The following is a 17,887-nucleotide window of genomic DNA, read 5'->3' as shown; positions in this document are numbered from 1 at the left end:
GAATAGGAACCGTTTGATAGAATCGCAGAGTTGCCATTTTAACCGACCATTAGCCGAAACTCATGAGCATTGTTGATAACAGAAAAGCATTCCACGATTATTTTGTCGAGGAGCGCTTCGAGGCCGGCATCGTATTGCAGGGTTGGGAAGTCAAGGCCATACGCGCCGGACGCTCGCAATTGAAAGAGGCATACGTGATCGTACGCAATGAAGAAATTTTCCTCTTCGGTGCGCATATCAGTCCCCTGGCCTCCGCCTCCACACACGTCACGCCCGATCCGGTGCGCACGCGCAAGCTGCTGCTGAAAGCCGACGAGATCAAAAAATTGTCGATCAAGGTTGAGCGCGCCGGCTACACACTGGTGCCGCTGAATCTGCACTATCAGAAAGGCTATATCAAGTGCGAGATCGGGCTGGCGAAAGGCAAGAAACAGCACGACAAGCGCGATAGCGAAAAACAGCGCGATACGCAACGCGAAATTCAGGCGGTGATGAAACAGAACCGACGATAAAAAACGGCGCTCTGCAGCGCCGTTTTGAATTTCGTCGACCGTCTTCCGGCCGTTTCTCCATACTCAGGACTTGATTTGCGAGCCCTGCGATTTCACAACCTGCATGGCCGTTGCAATCAGTCCGCCCATATCGCCCAGATTGGCTGGAATGATGATGGAATTATTGGTCTTCGCCAGCTTGCCGAATGCTTCGACATACTGCTCGGCCACTTTCAGATTCACGGCATCCGAGCCGCCCGGCTCGCGTATCGCCGACGCAGTTTTGCGTATGGCCTCGGCAGTTGCCTCCGCAATAGACAGAATCGCCGATGCCTCACCCTGCGCACGATTGATCGCCGCCTGCTTCTCGCCTTCCGAACGGGCAATCGATGCCTCGCGTTCACCGGTAGCAATATTGATCTGCTCCTGCTTGCGTCCTTCCGACGCTGCGATCAGTGCGCGCTTCTCGCGTTCGGCAGTGATCTGTGATTGCATTGCATGCAAAATTTCACGCGGCGGGGTCAGATCCTTGATCTCGTAACGCAAGACTTTCACTCCCCAGTTCGAGGCCGACTCATCGACCGCGCCAACCACACTGTGATTGATCAAGTCGCGCTCTTCAAAGGTTTTGTCCAGTTCCATGCGGCCGATAACCGAACGCAAAGTCGTTTGCGCCAGTTGCGAAATCGCCGAAATGTAATTCGATGAACCGTACGATGCACGCATGGGATCGGTCACCTGGAAATACAGAATCCCGTCGACTTCGAGTTGCGTATTGTCCTTGGTGATACAGACTTGCATGGGCACATCGAGTGGAATTTCCTTCAACGAATGCTTGTAGGCGATGCGATCGATGAAGGGCAGCACGATCTTCAGGCCAGGGCCCAGCGTGGCGTGATATTTACCCAGGCGCTCAACGACCCAGGCGTGCTGTTGCGGCACGACGTTGATCGTCTTGACGACAAAAACAATCACGACGAAGAGCAAAAAAATGATGGTGCTGCTGGTAGTACCGAACATGGGAACTCCTTGGTATGTTGCGATTGGGTCGTACTTTATCTGATCTGCGAAACGGGAGGTCTAACTATCCGTCGCATTGCTATTGATGACAATCAAACGATTGCCCTGCACTTCCTGAATCCGGAATTGACCAGCTACTGCCGTGCCGTCGCTGGCTAAATCAACATCCCACAAGGCACCGCGATACATAACGCGCGCGCTGCTGGCTGCGCCCGGTACATGGCGCCACTCTGCGACTTCCAGCGTTTGTCCGATATCCAGATTCACGCCGGGATCACGCGATGCGTCCAGATTTTCCGTCCGGCCAAAACGACTGCGGCGCAAGGCAAATGTAGCGACCGCTGCAATCACTGCCGCCAATATGCATTGCCATGTGCCGCTTGCGGCGCTCAGTGCAGCGATACCGCCTGCTGCAGCGCCGATGGCAATCATCAATAGATAAAAGGTGCCGGTTGCCATCTCCAATATGATCAACACGCATGCCACCGCAAACCAAATCATCCAGTCCGTCATCAGCATTCCTTTACGCATTCCTTTGTTTATTAAGCAAAAAACCCTCGCAGTCCGGAGAGCAACGAGGGTTGATAAACCACGATAAAGCTTGTTCAGTGTTATCCGGTCGGGTGTCCACAGTCTAGTCTAAAAAACTGTGTTGGAAAATAATTTAAGCACCCGACCATCATCACTATTTTTTTACAGACGTTTAGCCAGGTTCTGCCATGTTTCGATGACGGAATCGGGATTGAGTGAAAGCGAAGTAATGCCTTCCTTCATCAGCCACTCTGCAAAATCCGGATGATCCGATGGCCCCTGACCGCAAATACCCACGTATTTTCCCTGCTTGCGGCATGCAGCAATCGCACGCGAGAACAAGGCCAATACTGCGGGATCGCGCTCGTCGAAATCGGCCGCCAGAATTTCCATGCCGGAGTCACGATCCAGACCCAGCGTCAACTGCGTCAAATCGTTGGAACCGATAGAGAAGCCGTCGAAGTAATTCAGGAACTCTTCCGCCAGAATGGCATTCGATGGGACTTCGCACATCATGATGATGCGCAAGCCGTTCTCGCCGCGTTTCAAACCATTCTTCGCCAGCAGGTCGATGACTTTTTCAGCCTGGCCCAGGGTACGTACAAACGGCACCATGATCTCGACGTTGGTCAGTCCCATTTCATCGCGCACGCGTTTCATCGCCTTGCATTCCATCTCGAACGATTCGGCAAAATCCGGCGCCAGGTAACGCGCGACACCGCGGAAACCCAGCATAGGATTTTCTTCATCCGGCTCGTAACGCGAACCGCCGATCAACTTCTTGTACTCGTTCGATTTGAAATCCGACAGACGCACAATCACCGGCTTCGGCCAGAATGCGGCACCGATGGTGGCAATGCCTTCCGCCAGTTTGTCGATATAAAAAGCCTTCGGCGACGCATGGCCGCGTGCGACCGATTCCACTGCCTTCTTCAAATCCGGATCAATGTTCGGATATTCCAGAATGGCTTTTGGATGTACGCCGATATTGTTGTTGATGATGAATTCCAGGCGAGCCAAACCGACACCTGCATTGGGAATCGACTGGAAGTCAAACGCGAGCTGAGGATTGCCGACGTTGAGCGTGATCTTCAATGGCAGTTCAGGCAAATCGCCGCGTGCGATCTCTGTCACTTCGGATTCCAGCAAGCCGTCGTAGACTTTGCCTTCGTCGCCTTCAGCGCAAGACACCGTGACCAGCGCGCCATCCTTCAACAGCTCGGTTGCGTCACCGCAACCAACAACAGCAGGCACACCCAGTTCACGCGCGATGATCGCTGCGTGACAGGTACGGCCGCCGCGATTGGTAATGATGGCGGAGGCGCGTTTCATGACCGGTTCCCAGTTAGGATCAGTCATGTCAGCGACCAGTACGTCGCCCGGTTGTACGCGCTCCATATCTGCCGCGTCGAGAATCACACGCACCGGACCGGCGCCGATCTTCTGGCCAATGGCACGACCGACGGTCAATACGGTGCCGCTGCCTTTCATCTTGAAGCGTTGCTGCACATCAGTCGGCTTTTGCTGCGACTTGACGGTTTCCGGACGCGCTTGCAGGATGTAGAGCTGGCCATCCAGACCGTCCTTGCCCCATTCGATATCCATAGGGCGACCGTAGTGTTTTTCAATGATGACGGCGTACTTTGCCAGTTGCACGATTTCTTCATCGGTCAGCGAATAGCGATTGCGCATGCCGATAGGTACATCGACGGTCTGCACTGAGTGCCCTGCTTTCGCTTCGGCAGTGAATTCCATCTTGATCAGTTTGGAACCGATATTGCGACGGATGATAGGCAGTTTGCCTTGTTCCAGCATCGGCTTGTGCACATAGAATTCGTCAGGATTGACGGCACCCTGCACCACTGTTTCACCCAGGCCGTAGCTGGAAGTGATGAAAACCACATCCGTAAAACCGGATTCGGTATCCAGTGTAAACATCACACCGGCAGAACCCAGATCGGAACGCACCATGCGCTGCACACCGGCCGACAAGGCTACTTCGGCATGCGTGAAGCCCTTGTGCACGCGATAGGAAATGGCGCGGTCGTTGTACAGCGAAGCGAACACATGCTTGATGGCTTCCAGCACATTCTCGATGCCGACGACGTTGAGGAAAGTTTCCTGCTGGCCGGCAAACGACGCGTCCGGCAAATCTTCAGCGGTCGCGGAAGAACGCACGGCAAACGACATTTCCTTGGATGAGTCAGCGGAAAGTTTTTGATAGTACTGCGTGATTTCGTTTAGGAGTCGCGGCTGAAACGGCGTTTCCACGATCCATAGCCGAATCTCGGCGCCAGCCTGTGCCAGCGCACGGACGTCGTCGGTATTCAAATCGGCAAGCCGATCGGCAATGCGTTGCGCCAGGCTCAGCCCGCCGCCTTCGCTATGTTCTAGAAAATCCCGAAATGCCTGTGCCGTGGTGGCAAAACCGCCCGGCACCCGCACGCCTGCTTCTGCAAGCTGGCTGATCATTTCTCCCAATGAAGAGTTTTTACCTCCCACCGAGTCCACATCAGACATCCGTAGATGTTCGAAGGAAATGACGTAATTTCCTTCTGCTACCTGGTCATGCTTAATACCAGTGTTTACAACGTTCGACATAACAACCTCTGCTTTGATGACAAGAAATCTTCATGCGTGCCTTTCTGAGGCTACAGTTTTTGTTATTCTTCGAGAGCGGCCTTGGATAAAAACAGCTATTGGCCGCCATTTTACCGAATCCCGTCGCGATGCGCATCGCAGCGCAGCATTTTTTTAACTTACATCAGGCTTACATTTCATCCATGTCCACTCCTGCAAATCATTCTACGCCCAGCGCACGCACCGTTTTTTTCATTTCCGACGGCACTGGCATCACTGCCGAAACCTTTGGTCATTCGGTATTGACGCAATTCGATTTGCGCTTCAAACAGATCCGCCTTCCTTTCATCGATACGCTGGACAAAGCGCATGATGCACTGCGCAAAATAAACGATGCATTTGCGCTCGATGGGCAGCGCCCGATTATTTTTTCGACTTTGGTCAAAGCGGATTTATCCAAAGTAGTCCGGCAATCCAAAGGTATGCACATGGATTTGATCCAGACTTTCGTCGAACCGCTGGAACAGGAACTGGGTGTGAAATCGACGCATACGATAGGCCGCAGCCATACCAGCACCGATTCCGAGGAATACAAAAACCGGATCGAAGCCATCAATTTTTCTCTGGCACACGACGATGGACAGTCGAACAAGAATCTGGCGGAAGCGGATGTGATACTGGTCGGCGTCTCGCGTTCCGGCAAAACGCCAACCAGTCTTTTTCTGGCGATGCAATATGGCATCAAGGCAGCAAACTATCCTTTGATACCCGATGATTTTGCGCGGGAAAAATTGCCTGGCGATCTGCTGGCATACAAGAGCAAGATCTTCGGTCTCTCGATTGCTGCCGACCGGCTGGCAGAAATCCGCAACGAGCGCCTGCCCGGCAGCAAATATGCGGCGCTGGCAAACTGCCGTTACGAAATCAATGAAGCGGAAAAAATGATGCGTCGCGAAGGCATACGCTGGATGTCATCGACCACCAAGTCGATTGAAGAAATTTCCGCGACTATTCTGCAGGAAATCAAATCCGAACAACGCCCGGATTGAAAAAACTAGTGTGAAGTTTGCTGGCGCACCTGCTCGAAGAAGCACACTGCCGAACTGGCAGCCACGTTCAACGACTCGATCGCGCCCAGATGCGGTATCGTGATCTGATGCGTCGCCAGCGCCAGTAAATGTTCAGTCACGCCCTGTCCTTCATGTCCGAACAGCCAGGCAACCGGCTGCGTCAGATCCAGATCGTAGAGCCGCTTTTCTGCATGTGAACTGGTGGCGATGACAGGAATATCGGCACGCACGATCAAGGCATCGAGATCGACGTTTTCAAAAATTTCGATCAAAAAATGTGCACCCATGCCGGCGCGCATGACCTTGGGCGACCAGGCAAAGGTCGTTCCGGCGCTGCAGAATACCTGCTTGATGCCTGCTGCCGCCGCGCTACGCACGATGGAACCGAAATTACCCGGGTCCTGCACCTTGTCCAGCAAAACTGCAGACTGCAGCAAACGCTGCGGTTCTGTCAGTTCCGGCGTATCGATGACGAACAGGATATCGATGCCATGTTCAACCTGGCTTAACGCGTGGAACAAGGCATCCGGCAACACGATGCATTGCGTGTGGCTATCGCTGCACTGCTGGACGATCACCGTCACTTCGCCGTTGAGCAGCGCTGTTTCACTCGCAATGCACAGTGGCGGCAGACCGACCTGCTGCAGATACGCTTCGCACAGATGTATACCGTCGAGCAAAGTGCGCCCAGCCTTGCGGCGCGCCTGCGAACTGGTGGCGAGATGCTTCAACTCCTTGTAGAGCGGATTGTCGCGCGATGAAATGATTTTGGTCGTCATGATGGTTCAGCGTTTGTCATTCGCAACTGCGCTAGCCAGCAAGGCACGCACCGGCGCATACGATTTGCGATGCACAGGCGACACGCCATGCTCGCGCAGGCGCTCCAGATGCAAAGCCGTAGGATAACCCTTGTGCTGATCGAAGGCGTAATGCGGGTATGCAATATGCAGCAATCCCAGAGCGTGATCACGCGCTGTTTTCGCCAGGATCGATGCGGCTGAAATCGCCTGGACCTTGTCATCGCCCTTGATGATCGCTTCTGCGCGCACGGTCATCACCGGACAGCGATTACCATCTATCAGCGCCAGCGTCGGCTGTATGTGCAAGCCTTCCACCGCACGCCGCATCGCCAACATCGTTGCCTGCAGAATATTCAGGCTATCGATTTCTTCTTCCGAACATTGCGCAATCGACCATGACAATGCATGTGCCTTGATATCAATCGCCAGCGCATCGCGTCGCACTTCGCTTAATTTTTTGGAATCGCGCAAACCGTCTATCGGCCGCATCGGATCGAGAATGACCGCAGCTGCGAATACCGGGCCAGCCAAAGGTCCACGCCCCGCCTCATCGACACCACAGATGACATCCTCATCCAGACTGCTGAACAAGGAAAGATTGGTATCGTTTTTTATTGTCATGACGGTCTTTTAAATTCTATTGCAGTAAATGCCATGACTTCAGGCGCGACGCGGCGATTGCGCAATCAATTCGAGTACCGCGCGTGCGCTTTCGCCGGCGGTATCGCGCAATAGCGTGTGGTGCATTTCAGTGAAGCGGCGCTGCAGGTAATCGCGATGTGTGCCATCCTGCAATTGCTGCCACAAGGCATCGGCCAGAGCCTGCGGTGTAGCAGCATCCTGTAACAGTTCCGGCACCAGAAATTCCTGTGCCAGAATATTCGGCAAGCCTATCCATGGTTGATAGCCCATATGGCGCAACACATACCAGGATGCGCGCATCATTTTGTAGGCAATCACCATCGGCTTCTTGAACAGGGCGACTTCCAGCGAAGCCGTGCCGGATGCCACCATGACTGCATCTGCCGCTGCCAGTGCGCGATGCGATTGTCCGTCTATGACCTTGATCTGCACATCCTGCAAACCGGCCTGCGCAATGAGTTCATTAAAGTAGCGATGCTGCGCCTCGCCAGCCATGGGCGCGACAAACTGCAGCGACGAATCGCGTTGCAGCAATAGTTTGGCTGCCGCCACAAAAGCCACTGCGTTGTATTTCAGCTCGGACATCCGGCTGCCCGGCAACAGCGCTACAACAGGCACATGTGCAGGCAAGTCCAGCGCCACACGTGCAGCGGCCTGATCCGGCTCCATCGGGATCACTTGCGCCAGCGGATGGCCGACGTAAGTTGCCGGAATTCCGGCCTGACGATACAGCTCTTCCTCGAAGGGAAAAATCACCAGCATGTGCGACACCGCCCGCGCAATTTTCTTGATGCGCCCGCCACGCCAGGCCCAGATCGAGGGGCCGATGAAATGCATGGTGGGTATGCCGGCACTCTTCAGTTGCGCTTCGAGCCCGAGATTGAAATCCGGTGCGTCGACACCGATGAAGACCGCAGGCCGTTCGGCCAGCAGCTGGTCGCGCAACGCAATTTGTATGCCCTTGATTTCCCGGTAATGTGCGAGCACTTCAAACAGGCCGCGCACCGACAGTTTTTCCATCGGGAAGTCACTGACAAAACCATGCTGCGCCATGTTGGGGCCACCTATGCCGTGCATCAGGGCATCCGGCAATTGCGGGCGTAAACCGGAGAGCAGGCGACCCGCCAGCAAGTCGCCGGAGGTCTCGCCGGCAACCATTGCTATCGCAGTCCTGCCTGCAAGGTCAGCGGATGATGCCACGTGGGGATGTTTCTATGAAGGTCCGCAACTGGCGCAGATAGGGAGCAGCGTCAGGCGATTTGTTTTCTTCCGCCAGCAAAGCCGCCTTGGCTTCTTCGAGCGGCAGATTGGCGCGATAGATGATTTTATAGCCGCGCTTGATCGCCATGATCTGCTCGCTGCTGAACCCGCGTCGCTTCAAGCCTTCGCTATTGATACCGGCCGGTACTGCGCGATTGCCGGCTGCCGTCACGAAAGGAGGAATATCCTGGCTGACGGCGGCAGTAAAGGCCGTCATCGCATGCGCACCGATACGACAGAATTGATGCACTGAAGTGAAACCGCCGAGGAATACCCAGTCTTCCAGATGCACATGGCCGGCCAGCGTCGCATTGTTGGCAAGAATGATGTTGTCGCCAAGCTGGCAATCGTGCGCAATATGGACGTAGGCCATGATCCAGTTGTCGCTGCCCAGACGCGTGATATTGGCGTCCTGCGTGGTACCCAGATTGATGGTGACGAATTCGCGTATGGTATTGCGATCACCGATGGAGAGCTGCGTCGGCTCGCCCGCATATTTCTTGTCCTGCGGTGCAGCGCCGATGGAGGCAAACTGGAAGATCGTATTGTCGCGACCTATGGTGGTATGTCCTTCCACCACCACATGCGGACCGATCTTGCTGCCTGCGTCTATCTTTACATGCGGACCGATGACGGAATACGCACCGACCTCAACCGAAGTATCGAGCTGCGCCTTCGGATCGACAATCGCGGTGGAATGGATCAGGCTCATTACTGTCCCGCAGCCGAACCCGCATCGTTAATGGTACGCATCGTGCACATCAACTCGGCTTCCAGCGCGAGTTGGCCATCTACCGAGCCAGTCGCCTTGTATTTCCAGATGCCGCGTGCATTGCGCAGAATTTCAACTTCCATTTTCAGCTGATCGCCCGGTTCGACCGGGCGCTTGAAGCGCGCACCGTCGATGCCGATAAAATACACCACGCTGTTGTCGTCCGGCTTCTGTCCCATCGTCAGGAAAGACAGCAAGGCCGCAGTTTGCGCCAGCGCTTCTATCATCAGCACGCCCGGCATGACCGGCTTGTGCGGGAAGTGGCCATTGAAGAATTCTTCATTTGCCGTGACATTCTTGATTGCAGTAATCGACTTCCCGGATTCCCACGTCAATACACGATCGACCAGCAGCATCGGGTAACGATGCGGCAAATATTGTTTGATCTGGTTGATATCGAGTGTTTTCATTTCCGGCACTTTGTTTTCCTGATTAGTCATTCTTGTCTCTCACTCTTGCATTTCACTCTTGTTCATCGCCTAGCGATTTGATGGTTTTTTCCATTTCGCGAATTTTCTCACGCATCGCCGCCAAATTGCGCACGATCACTGCAGATTTTTCCCATTCTGCATTTTTTGCCAATGGATAAAATCCTGTGTATTGCCCAGGTTCGTTGATCGAACGGGACACCAGGCTACCGGATGATATATGCACACGATCGGCAATCGTCAAATGTCCCAGCACCATGGCCGCGCCGCCAAATGTGCAATATTTCCCTATCACCGCACTGCCTGCCACGCCGACGCAACCGGCCATTGCCGTATGTGCACCAATATGGCAGTTGTGGCCGATCTGAATTTGATTGTCGAGCTTGACGCCGTCTTCTATCACCGTATCGGCCAGTGCACCGCGATCGATCGAGGTATTCGCACCGATTTCGACGTCATCACCTATTCTGACAACACCGGTTTGCGGAATCTTGATCCAGGCGCCACCTTCATTGGCAAAGCCAAAGCCGTCCGCGCCTATCACTGCACCGGGATGAACAATGCCACGCTGGCCGATACTGCAACCGGCAAGAAAGGTCACGCGCGGATAAAAATGCGTGGCCGCGCCGATACGCGCATTGCGGCCAATGAAACAGCCGGCATCAATCACGCATGCATCTTCAATGATGGCGCCGGCTTCTATCGTCACATGCGGCCCGATGGATGCGCTGGCCGCGACCTTCGCCTGCGGATCAACGCTGGCGGTCGAATGTATCCCCACTGGCGCTACATGAGCATGCAATTCGGCAAACAGTTGTGCCGCACGCGCAAAATAGGCATACGGATTGTCGGCGACGATGCGCGCGCCCTGATAACTCGCGGCGACGATCTCGTCATCCGCAGCGGACAAAATCAGAGCGGCCGCACGCGTTTGTGCAGCCTGCCCTCTTAACTTGGGATTGGAAAGAAACGTGATGTGCGACGCATCTGCATCGCCTAACGGCGCGATGCCGACAACTTCAATGTCCGCATCGCCTATCAAGCGGCCCCCCAAGCGTTCGACCAAATCTCCCAGCCGAGTGCTCATCGTTGCCTTTTTATTTTATTTGCTCAGCGCTTTGAGCACTTTGTCGGTAATGTCGACACGCGGACTGATGTACACAGCTTCCTGCAACACGAGATCGTATTTTTCTGCTTCAGCAATCTGCTTGATAACGCGATTCGTACGATCGATGACATTCGCCATTTCTTCATTGCGACGCTGATTCAGATCTTCCTTGAATTCACGTTGCGTACGCTGAAAATCCTTGTCCGCTTCCACCAGTTCACGCTGGCGTTTGTTACGGTCGGATTCCGACAGTACGGCAGCGTCCTTGTCCAGTTTGTCTGCCAGGTTTTTCACCCGGGTCGCCATGGACTCCAATTCCTTCTGGCGCTTGGCAAACTCCTGCTCGATCTTGGTCTGTGCTGCCTTGTATGGCGCCGCCTCACGGAAAATACGTTCGGTATTAACCACGCCGACTTTCATGTCCTGCGCCTGCACGCCAGAAACCACAAACATGCCCGCAGCAAATAATGTCAGGCCTTTGGATACCACTGATAGTTTAGTAAACGACTTCAAAGTTATCTCCGTGTTTCAAATTTCTATTTCCAGCTGCTTATTATGCCTGAAGCGATCAGAAACCTGTACCCATCTGGAATTGGAAGGCCTGGGTTCTGTCGCGTTGATTAGGCGGACCATCTGTATTCGCGTTCAAGGCCTTGCCGAAACTCAACTTCAGCGGACCGAGAGGCGATACCCAGCTCATGCCGAGACCCACCGATGTTTTCATGCCGCCGCTACCGAATCCGTCTGCATACACATTACCGGCATCGAAGAAGGTAAACCAGCGCAGGGTGCGATCGGTGCCCGATCCCGGGAATGGAAATTGCAATTCGGCATTCGCGATGATGCGTGAGGAGCCGCCCAATGGATCGCCATTAGTCGCCTTCGGCCCGATCGACGAGCCTTCATAACCGCGCACGGAACCGATACCGCCGGCATAGAAGTTCTTGAAGATAGGGTAATCCTTGCCGCCCAGACCCTTGCCGTAATTTATTTCACCATTCAAGGCCAGCGTTGTGCTGCCGCCGAATAAAGGCTTGAACCATTGATGCTGGTAAGTGGTACGGAAATAATTTGAATCACCAGCCGGCGAGATTTCAAAATTGGCGCGTTGATAGCGTCCCTTGGTCGGCACCAAAGCGCTATCGCGGTTATCGCGTTGCCACGCTGCAGTTAAGGGAATACCTGTAGCACTGGCACTGCGCTTTCCATCTGGATAACCAGTAAAATCAGCAGGAAAAGGCAAACCTTTCATACTATTTACATAGCGCTGGTACACCTCCGGACTATCCGCGTAAGACGGGCTAAGACCTTTGTAAACTTCAACCTCAGTCCGCTCGACACCTGCACCGAAAAATACGGTATCGAATTCAGAAAACGGCACACCGAATTTGATATTGCCGCCAGTTGTACGAATCCGGTAATCGCCGGCATTGATGGTGGGCGGTCTGGTCGTGCGAATGAATGCTTGGTAGCTGCGGCTAATGCCGTCATCGGTAAAGTAAGGGTTCGTGCTCGATACCGCGATGGTGCGATTCAGGCGACTGGTGTTGACATCAACGCCTATCGTATTGCCGCTGCCGAAGGCATTGGTCTGGTTGATTCCGCCGCTAAGGGTCAGTTTCTCATTACTGGAAAAACCTGCGCCCAGCATGATGTTGCCTGTCGGTTTTTCAGTCACTCCCAGATTGATATCTACCTGATCCGTTTTGCCCGGCACGTCCGGCGTTTCGATTGTAACGTCCGTAAAGTAATCAAGGCGATCAACGCGATCGCGCGACAATTTGATTTTTTCGCCGTCGTACCAGGAATTTTCAAACTGGCGCAATTCGCGACGAATCACTTCATCGCGCGTTTTCGTATTGCCGGCAATATTGATGTTGCGCACATAGACGCGCTTGCCCGGATCGATCATGACCGTAAACGCCACTTCCTTCTTGTCGCGATCAATTTTCGGATTTGCATTCACGTTGGCAAATGCATAGCCGAAATTACCCATGCGTTCGGAGATGCTCTTGGTGCTCGCAGTCAGTTTTTCCCCTGAATAGACATCGCCTTTTTTCAGTTGCAGCAGCGAGTTCAATTCAGCTTCACGACCAAACATTTCGCCTTCCAGCTTGATGTCCGAGACCGTGTATTTTTCACCTTCATTGATATTGATGGTGATGTAGATATCCTTCTTGTCCGGCGAAATCGAGACCTGGGTCGATTCGATCTGCATCTCGATATAGCCGCGATTCTGGTAGTAGGATTTCAGCGTTTCGATATCGCCGGCCAGTTTCTGCTTGGAGTACTGATCGGCTTTTGAATACCAGGTAAACCAGCCCGGTGTACGCAGGCTCAGCATCTTGATCAAATCTTTTTCGCTGAATACCTTGCTGCCGATGATATTGATATTCTTGATGCGCGAGACATCGCCTTCATCGACTGCAAAATTGATCGAGACGCGATTGCGCTCCACTGGCGTCACTGTCGTTGTGATCAGTACGCCGTACAAGCCACGCGACAGGTATTGACGCTTCAGTTCCTGCTCTGCGCGATCAACCAGGGCCTTGTCGAAAATGCGCGATTCGCCGACGCCAATTTCCTTCAGCGCTTTCGTCAACTGGACTTTATCGAATTCCTTGGTGCCGGAAAACTCAACGCTGGCAATTGCCGGACGCTCTTCAACGAAAACCACCAGTACGTTGCCCTCGACTTCGATGCGCACATCCTTGAAGAAGCCTGTAGCATACAAGGCCTTGATCGCGGTCGCACCTTTTTCATCGGTAAACGTTTCGCCTACCCGCACCGGCAGGTAACTGAAAACCGTACCGGCTTCGGTACGTTGTATGCCTTCAACGCGGATATCTTTTACAGTGAAGGGATCAGCTGCCTGCGCATAGCCGGAACACAAGGCAAACGCTGCAACAGCGATAAGGTGACGACGAAATATCGGCAAAGGGAAACGCTCTGAATGTAATTTCATTGGCTATCGTAAATTAAGATATTCGTCAGGCTCGGATTCAGGGACAGTCCTGCCCCGTCAGGAAATCAGGCGGTTGATGTCATTGAAGACTGCCACCAGCATCAAGGTCATCAATATTCCTATCCCCGCACGCTGGGCAATTGCACCAAAGCGTTCAGAGACCGGACGACCTGTCAAAACTTCCACAGCATAATACAGCAAATGACCGCCATCCAGCACTGGTATGGGCAACAGATTCATCACTCCCAGACTGATGCTGACAAAGGCGATAAAGCTGAGGTAACTGACCAGGCCGATACGCGCAGTCTGCCCCGCATAGTCGGCGATGGTAATCGGACCTGTCACATTTTTCCAGGAAACCTCGCCGACGATCATCTTGCCGACCATCTTCAGCGTCATCGCACTGGTATCCCAGGTTTTCTGCACCCCTTTGGCCAGAGCCGCGAATGGTCCGTGGCTGGCCAGCACCATATCCGGCATCATGGGCACTTCAACCTTGATGCGGCCGAAAACCTGGCCATCCTTGTCCGCCGCTTCCGGCGTCACATTCACGGCCAGCGGTTTGCCATCTCGTAAAAGTTCGATCTTCAGCATTTTGCCAGGCGCAGCGCGCACCGTATCGACAAAGGCCAGGCCGTCTGGAATCGCGACGCCGTTCACGGCAACGATCAAATCGCCGGATTGCAAGCCAGCCAGCATCGCCGGACCGTCCGGCACGACCTGCCCCAGAATCGCCCGTGGGCGCGCCAAGTCGATGCCGAGTTTGACGAGGAAATCCCCTTCCAGCTCTTCGGCAGAAATACTGTCGACCGGAATCGTTACGGTGCGGATGATTTTGCCGGCATGCGAATCGGCAGCTGCACGCTCCACATCCAGCGTGACGGCTTTTTTGTTGATCACCGCCTGTACCATCTGCCAGCGCAAATCGCTCCAGATCTGAATCGGCTCGCCGTTGACAGCCGTTACCAGTTCGCCGCCACGCACACCGGCTTGATACGCTATCGACTGTTCCGCCGGCGCCCGCAGTTTCGGTGCAGGTTCGGGAGTGCCATAGCTGTACAAACCGGCAAACAGCAAAATCGCCAGCAGGAAATTGGCCAGCGGGCCGGCAGCCACGATCGCAATCCGGCGCCACACCGATTGACGCGTAAATTCGCGCTTCATGTCTTCCGCAGACACATCGCTCAGATCGCCTTCGCGCGCATCCAGCATCTTGACGTAGCCGCCCAGCGGAAGAACCGACACCGCCCATTCGGTCTGATCCTTGCCGAAACGACGCGAATAAACGACTTTTCCCATGCCAACGGAAAAACGCAAAACTTTGACGCCGCACCAGCGTGCGACCAGGTAATGCCCGAGTTCGTGCACGATAATCAGCACGCCGAGGACAACAGCAAAAGCAAGTAGGGTCTGGAGAAAATGCATTTTTATATGAAGGAAGCGGCTGTGTCGCGCGCCCGTCTATCCTGTTCAAAAACTGTATCGATGTCGGTTACGGGACTGGACGGCAAGGCCGCCATCACCCGTGCGATCAATTGATCGATGGCGCGAAAACCGATGCGTCCGTCAAGAAAGGCCTGCACGGCAATTTCATTCGCCGCATTCATGATGGCCGGTGCAGAGCCGCCCGCCTGCAATGCATCATACGCCAGTTTCAAGCATGGAAATCGGAGCAGATCGGGATGCTCGAAAGTAAGTTGCGCGATCTTGATCAAGTCGATGGGCGCGACGCCGGAAGCTATGCGTTCAGGATATGCCATGGCATGCGCAATCGGCGTGCGCATGTCCGGATTGCCGAGTTGCGCCAGCACCGAACCATCGATATACGACACCATCGAATGCACGACGCTTTGCGGGTGAATCACCACTTCGATGCGGTCGGCTGGCACACCGAACAGCCAGTGCGCCTCTATCACTTCCAGGCCCTTGTTCATCATCGTGGCAGAGTCCACCGAAATCTTGCGGCCCATCACCCATTTTGGATGTGCAATCGCTTCGGCGCAGGTCACCTGATCCAGCGTATCGAGAGCCCGATTCAGGAAAGGGCCGCCGGAAGCTGTCAGCAGAATTTTTTCTATTCCATGCTGCGCCGGCGTGCGTTGCTGTTGATGAAAGGCGGCCGGCATGCACTGGAAGATCGCATTGTGTTCGCTGTCGATAGGCATCAGGATCGCGCCGCTGGCAGCGACCGCTTCCATCAGCAAAGGGCCGGACATGACCAGCGCTTCCTTGTTGGCCAACAATATTTTTTTGCCGGCACGCGCTGCCGCCAGCGTAGGCGCCAGGCCGGCGCCGCCAACGATGGCCGCCATCACGCAATCGCATTCAGGCGCACTGGCTACTGCGCACAAGGCTGCAGGACCGTATTCAACCTGCGTTTGCAAGCCCAGGCCGCGCAACAGCACTTGCAGTTTTTGCGCCGCTTCAGCGCTGCCGACGACCGCCACATGCGGATGGAACTGCGCACATTGTGCCGCCAGTTCCTCTACCTTGTTTTGCGCCGTCAAGGCATGCACACGGTAACGATCGGGGTGACGCGCAACGACGTCCAGTGTCGATACGCCTATGGACCCGGTTGAGCCCAGAATGGTTATATGCTGCATTTTTTGCTGCATGTGAGCCTTACATCCAGTAAGCAACCAGCACCGCCAGCGGCAGCGTCGGGATCAAGGCATCCAGCCGGTCGAGTACGCCGCCATGGCCGGGCAACAGGCTACTGCTGTCTTTCATGCCGGCACGGCGCTTGAGTTGCGATTCAAACAGATCGCCGACAATGCTGGCGGCAACCATCAATATCAATATCAGCAGAAAACCCGGCCAGCCCCATGTGAGGTAAAGCTGCACCGCAAACGTATCATTCAATGCCGGCACAGCCAGCGTGGCCGCGCTGGCAAGCAGCACCAGTATGCCGCCGCCGATTGCCCCTTCCCACGACTTGCCGGGCGAAATCGATGGCGCCAGTTTGCGCTTGCCGAAAGCCTTGCCGCTGAAGTAGGCGCCGATGTCGGCAATCCAGACGATCGTCATCACCGAAAACATATACAGCGCCGAACGATTGTACAAGCTCAGAATGGCGACAAATGCACCCAGCACTGCAATGCCGTAGATTCCGGTCAGCAGGCGATTGCGCGTGCCATCCAGCGGCGGCAAGCCGAAGGCCAGCGAGGGCACCAGACGCAAGGCCCAGATCGCGACGCAGATGCCGTATAGCAGCACGCTCTGCTTGAAACTGGCGGTCACCACAAGATAGGCAAACGCGACGGTCCACAGCACCGCTCCCACGACCGGAAATTTATTGCCGAACAGACGCAGGCATTCCCATGCCGCAGCGGCAAAGAAAATTGCCGTCAGGATGGAAAAAACGATAAAAGAACCGGAAAAAATCGCCAATAGCAGCACTGCCAGCAGAATCACTGCAGTGATGATGCGCGTTTTCAGCATTTGGCCACCGGCATTTGCGCGCTCACCTGGGCACTGGTGCGGCCAAAGCGCCGCTCGCGCTGTTGATAGGAAGAGATCGCCAGTTCCAGCGCAGCTGCGTCGAAGTCCGGCCAGTAGGTATCCGTGAAATACAGTTCGGTATAGGCGAGTTGCCACAACAGAAAATTGGAAATGCGTTCTTCGCCGCCAGTGCGTATGAACAGATCCGGTTCCGGCGCATAAGCCAGCGACAGGAATGGTGTCAACTGCTGTTCGCTGAAATCGCCTGCATCCGGATAGGCCGCCGCCATTTTGTTGACCGCCTGCATGATGTCCCAGCGCCCGCCGTAGTTGGCGCAAATAGTGACCGTCAACCTGTCGTTGGCGGCAGTTTTGCGCTCGGCATTGGCAATCATTTTCTGCAGCTTGTCATCGAAACGACTCAGATCGCCGACAATTTTCAGACGTATGCCGTTTGCATGCATCTTCGAGACTTCGCGTTCCAGCGCTGTCATGAACAAACGCATCAACAGCGACACCTCGTCGTCCGGGCGGCGCCAGTTTTCCGAGCTGAACGCAAAGAAGGTCACGTATTCCACGCCCTGCTTCGCGCACGCCTCGACGATCCCGCGCACCGCTTCCACGCCTTTGACGTGACCGGCCACGCGCGGCATGAAACGCTTGGTTGCCCAACGCCCATTGCCATCCATGATGATGGCGATATGACGCGGCACCAGCGAGACATCCGGCACGATTTGGGTTGAACTCGACGTCATCATGAATGAAGCGGCGGTAAAGAT

General features: G+C 54.6%; 17 protein-coding genes. 2 read left to right on the top strand and 15 right to left on the bottom strand.

Annotated features, from left to right (window positions below; translation table 11 throughout):
• Positions 1 to 62 precede the first annotated feature (62 nt).
• Positions 63 to 512 carry an SsrA-binding protein SmpB gene (gene smpB / locus ACIQW9_RS03625; RefSeq protein WP_402333054.1) on the top strand — a complete coding sequence of 150 codons (450 nt, stop codon included), beginning with the start codon at positions 63 to 65 and terminating at the stop codon, positions 510 to 512.
• Between the two features lie 63 nt (positions 513 to 575).
• On the opposite strand, the gene ACIQW9_RS03620 is transcribed toward smpB, so the two are convergent.
• The 3 genes from ACIQW9_RS03620 to ppsA form a co-directional block, all read right to left on the bottom strand.
• A complete protein-coding gene (locus ACIQW9_RS03620) occupies positions 576 to 1,511 on the bottom strand; it encodes an SPFH domain-containing protein (RefSeq protein ID WP_402333051.1) in 936 nt (311 codons plus the stop codon).
• Between the two features lie 60 nt (positions 1,512 to 1,571).
• Positions 1,572 to 2,024 carry an NfeD family protein gene (locus tag ACIQW9_RS03615; RefSeq protein WP_402333048.1) on the bottom strand — a complete coding sequence of 151 codons (453 nt, stop codon included), beginning with the start codon at positions 2,022 to 2,024 and terminating at the stop codon, positions 1,572 to 1,574.
• A 180-nt stretch (positions 2,025 to 2,204) separates the two neighbouring features.
• Entirely contained in the window at positions 2,205 to 4,643 is a 2,439-nt protein-coding gene (gene ppsA / locus ACIQW9_RS03610) for a phosphoenolpyruvate synthase (protein ID WP_402333045.1), read from the bottom strand.
• Positions 4,644 to 4,825: 182 nt separating this feature from the next.
• Between ppsA and ACIQW9_RS03605 the strand changes: the two genes are divergently transcribed.
• Positions 4,826 to 5,671 carry a pyruvate, water dikinase regulatory protein gene (locus ACIQW9_RS03605; protein WP_402333042.1) on the top strand — a complete coding sequence of 282 codons (846 nt, stop codon included), beginning with the start codon at positions 4,826 to 4,828 and terminating at the stop codon, positions 5,669 to 5,671.
• A gap of 5 nt (positions 5,672 to 5,676) precedes the next feature.
• On the opposite strand, the gene ACIQW9_RS03600 is transcribed toward ACIQW9_RS03605, so the two are convergent.
• The 12 genes from ACIQW9_RS03600 to uppS form a co-directional block, all read right to left on the bottom strand.
• Positions 5,677 to 6,471, bottom strand: a complete 795-nt coding sequence (locus tag ACIQW9_RS03600; RefSeq protein WP_402333040.1) for a TrmH family RNA methyltransferase — start codon at positions 6,469 to 6,471, stop codon at positions 5,677 to 5,679.
• 6 nt (positions 6,472 to 6,477) lie between these two features.
• Positions 6,478 to 7,113 carry a ribonuclease HII gene (rnhB, locus tag ACIQW9_RS03595; protein ID WP_402333037.1) on the bottom strand — a complete coding sequence of 212 codons (636 nt, stop codon included), beginning with the start codon at positions 7,111 to 7,113 and terminating at the stop codon, positions 6,478 to 6,480.
• A 39-nt stretch (positions 7,114 to 7,152) separates the two neighbouring features.
• A complete protein-coding gene (gene lpxB, locus ACIQW9_RS03590; protein ID WP_402337850.1) occupies positions 7,153 to 8,292 on the bottom strand; it encodes a lipid-A-disaccharide synthase in 1,140 nt (379 codons plus the stop codon).
• Between the two features lie 25 nt (positions 8,293 to 8,317).
• Complete coding sequence (gene lpxA, locus ACIQW9_RS03585; RefSeq protein WP_402333034.1) at positions 8,318 to 9,106, bottom strand: acyl-ACP--UDP-N-acetylglucosamine O-acyltransferase; 789 nt, start codon at positions 9,104 to 9,106, stop codon at positions 8,318 to 8,320.
• The gene (gene fabZ, locus ACIQW9_RS03580; RefSeq protein ID WP_402337847.1) at positions 9,106 to 9,576 is read right to left on the bottom strand and encodes a 3-hydroxyacyl-ACP dehydratase FabZ; all 471 of its coding nucleotides are present in this window, start codon (positions 9,574 to 9,576) and stop codon (positions 9,106 to 9,108) included. Before fabZ ends, lpxA begins: the two co-directional genes overlap by 1 nt.
• 52 nt (positions 9,577 to 9,628) lie before the next feature.
• Positions 9,629 to 10,681, bottom strand: a complete 1,053-nt coding sequence (gene lpxD, locus ACIQW9_RS03575; protein ID WP_402333032.1) for a UDP-3-O-(3-hydroxymyristoyl)glucosamine N-acyltransferase — start codon at positions 10,679 to 10,681, stop codon at positions 9,629 to 9,631.
• Between the two features lie 15 nt (positions 10,682 to 10,696).
• Positions 10,697 to 11,155 (bottom strand): OmpH family outer membrane protein, encoded by a 459-nt coding sequence (locus ACIQW9_RS03570; protein ID WP_402337845.1) that lies wholly within the window; start codon positions 11,153 to 11,155, stop codon positions 10,697 to 10,699.
• A gap of 115 nt (positions 11,156 to 11,270) precedes the next feature.
• Positions 11,271 to 13,667: an outer membrane protein assembly factor BamA gene (gene bamA / locus ACIQW9_RS03565; RefSeq protein ID WP_402333029.1), complete on the bottom strand. Its 2,397-nt coding sequence runs from the start codon at positions 13,665 to 13,667 to the stop codon at positions 11,271 to 11,273.
• A gap of 57 nt (positions 13,668 to 13,724) precedes the next feature.
• Positions 13,725 to 15,092 carry an RIP metalloprotease RseP gene (gene rseP, locus ACIQW9_RS03560; RefSeq protein WP_402333027.1) on the bottom strand — a complete coding sequence of 456 codons (1,368 nt, stop codon included), beginning with the start codon at positions 15,090 to 15,092 and terminating at the stop codon, positions 13,725 to 13,727.
• A 2-nt stretch (positions 15,093 to 15,094) separates the two neighbouring features.
• Complete coding sequence (ispC, locus tag ACIQW9_RS03555; RefSeq protein WP_402333024.1) at positions 15,095 to 16,270, bottom strand: 1-deoxy-D-xylulose-5-phosphate reductoisomerase; 1,176 nt, start codon at positions 16,268 to 16,270, stop codon at positions 15,095 to 15,097.
• 19 nt (positions 16,271 to 16,289) lie between these two features.
• Positions 16,290 to 17,108 carry a phosphatidate cytidylyltransferase gene (locus ACIQW9_RS03550; protein ID WP_402333021.1) on the bottom strand — a complete coding sequence of 273 codons (819 nt, stop codon included), beginning with the start codon at positions 17,106 to 17,108 and terminating at the stop codon, positions 16,290 to 16,292.
• Complete coding sequence (gene uppS, locus ACIQW9_RS03545) at positions 17,102 to 17,866, bottom strand: polyprenyl diphosphate synthase (RefSeq protein WP_402333018.1); 765 nt, start codon at positions 17,864 to 17,866, stop codon at positions 17,102 to 17,104. Before uppS ends, ACIQW9_RS03550 begins: the two co-directional genes overlap by 7 nt.
• Positions 17,867 to 17,887 lie beyond the last annotated feature (21 nt).

The organism is Herminiimonas sp. NPDC097707 (genome assembly GCF_044761395.1).
In the GTDB taxonomy this organism is placed as follows: domain Bacteria; phylum Pseudomonadota; class Gammaproteobacteria; order Burkholderiales; family Burkholderiaceae_D; genus Oxalicibacterium.
Note: the sequence above shows the minus strand (reverse complement) of the source record. Positions and strands in the feature narration are given on the sequence as shown.

Excerpts from the sequence above, each read along its gene's own strand:
- smpB (WP_402333054.1), top strand. The coding sequence starts at position 63 with ATGAGCATTGTTGATAACAGAAAAGCATTCCACGATTATTTTGTCGAG.
- ACIQW9_RS03620 (WP_402333051.1), bottom strand. The coding sequence starts at position 1,511 with ATGTTCGGTACTACCAGCAGCACCATCATTTTTTTGCTCTTCGTCGTG.
- ACIQW9_RS03615 (WP_402333048.1), bottom strand. The coding sequence starts at position 2,024 with ATGACGGACTGGATGATTTGGTTTGCGGTGGCATGCGTGTTGATCATA.
- ppsA (WP_402333045.1), bottom strand. The coding sequence starts at position 4,643 with ATGTCGAACGTTGTAAACACTGGTATTAAGCATGACCAGGTAGCAGAA.
- ACIQW9_RS03605 (WP_402333042.1), top strand. The coding sequence starts at position 4,826 with ATGTCCACTCCTGCAAATCATTCTACGCCCAGCGCACGCACCGTTTTT.
- ACIQW9_RS03600 (WP_402333040.1), bottom strand. The coding sequence starts at position 6,471 with ATGACGACCAAAATCATTTCATCGCGCGACAATCCGCTCTACAAGGAG.
- rnhB (WP_402333037.1), bottom strand. The coding sequence starts at position 7,113 with ATGACAATAAAAAACGATACCAATCTTTCCTTGTTCAGCAGTCTGGAT.
- lpxB (WP_402337850.1), bottom strand. The coding sequence starts at position 8,292 with ATGGTTGCCGGCGAGACCTCCGGCGACTTGCTGGCGGGTCGCCTGCTC.
- lpxA (WP_402333034.1), bottom strand. The coding sequence starts at position 9,106 with ATGAGCCTGATCCATTCCACCGCGATTGTCGATCCGAAGGCGCAGCTC.
- fabZ (WP_402337847.1), bottom strand. The coding sequence starts at position 9,576 with ATGAAAACACTCGATATCAACCAGATCAAACAATATTTGCCGCATCGT.
- lpxD (WP_402333032.1), bottom strand. The coding sequence starts at position 10,681 with ATGAGCACTCGGCTGGGAGATTTGGTCGAACGCTTGGGGGGCCGCTTG.
- ACIQW9_RS03570 (WP_402337845.1), bottom strand. The coding sequence starts at position 11,155 with ATGTTTGTGGTTTCTGGCGTGCAGGCGCAGGACATGAAAGTCGGCGTG.
- bamA (WP_402333029.1), bottom strand. The coding sequence starts at position 13,667 with ATGAAATTACATTCAGAGCGTTTCCCTTTGCCGATATTTCGTCGTCAC.
- rseP (WP_402333027.1), bottom strand. The coding sequence starts at position 15,092 with ATGCATTTTCTCCAGACCCTACTTGCTTTTGCTGTTGTCCTCGGCGTG.
- ispC (WP_402333024.1), bottom strand. The coding sequence starts at position 16,270 with ATGCAGCATATAACCATTCTGGGCTCAACCGGGTCCATAGGCGTATCG.
- ACIQW9_RS03550 (WP_402333021.1), bottom strand. The coding sequence starts at position 17,108 with ATGCTGAAAACGCGCATCATCACTGCAGTGATTCTGCTGGCAGTGCTG.
- uppS (WP_402333018.1), bottom strand. The coding sequence starts at position 17,866 with ATGATGACGTCGAGTTCAACCCAAATCGTGCCGGATGTCTCGCTGGTG.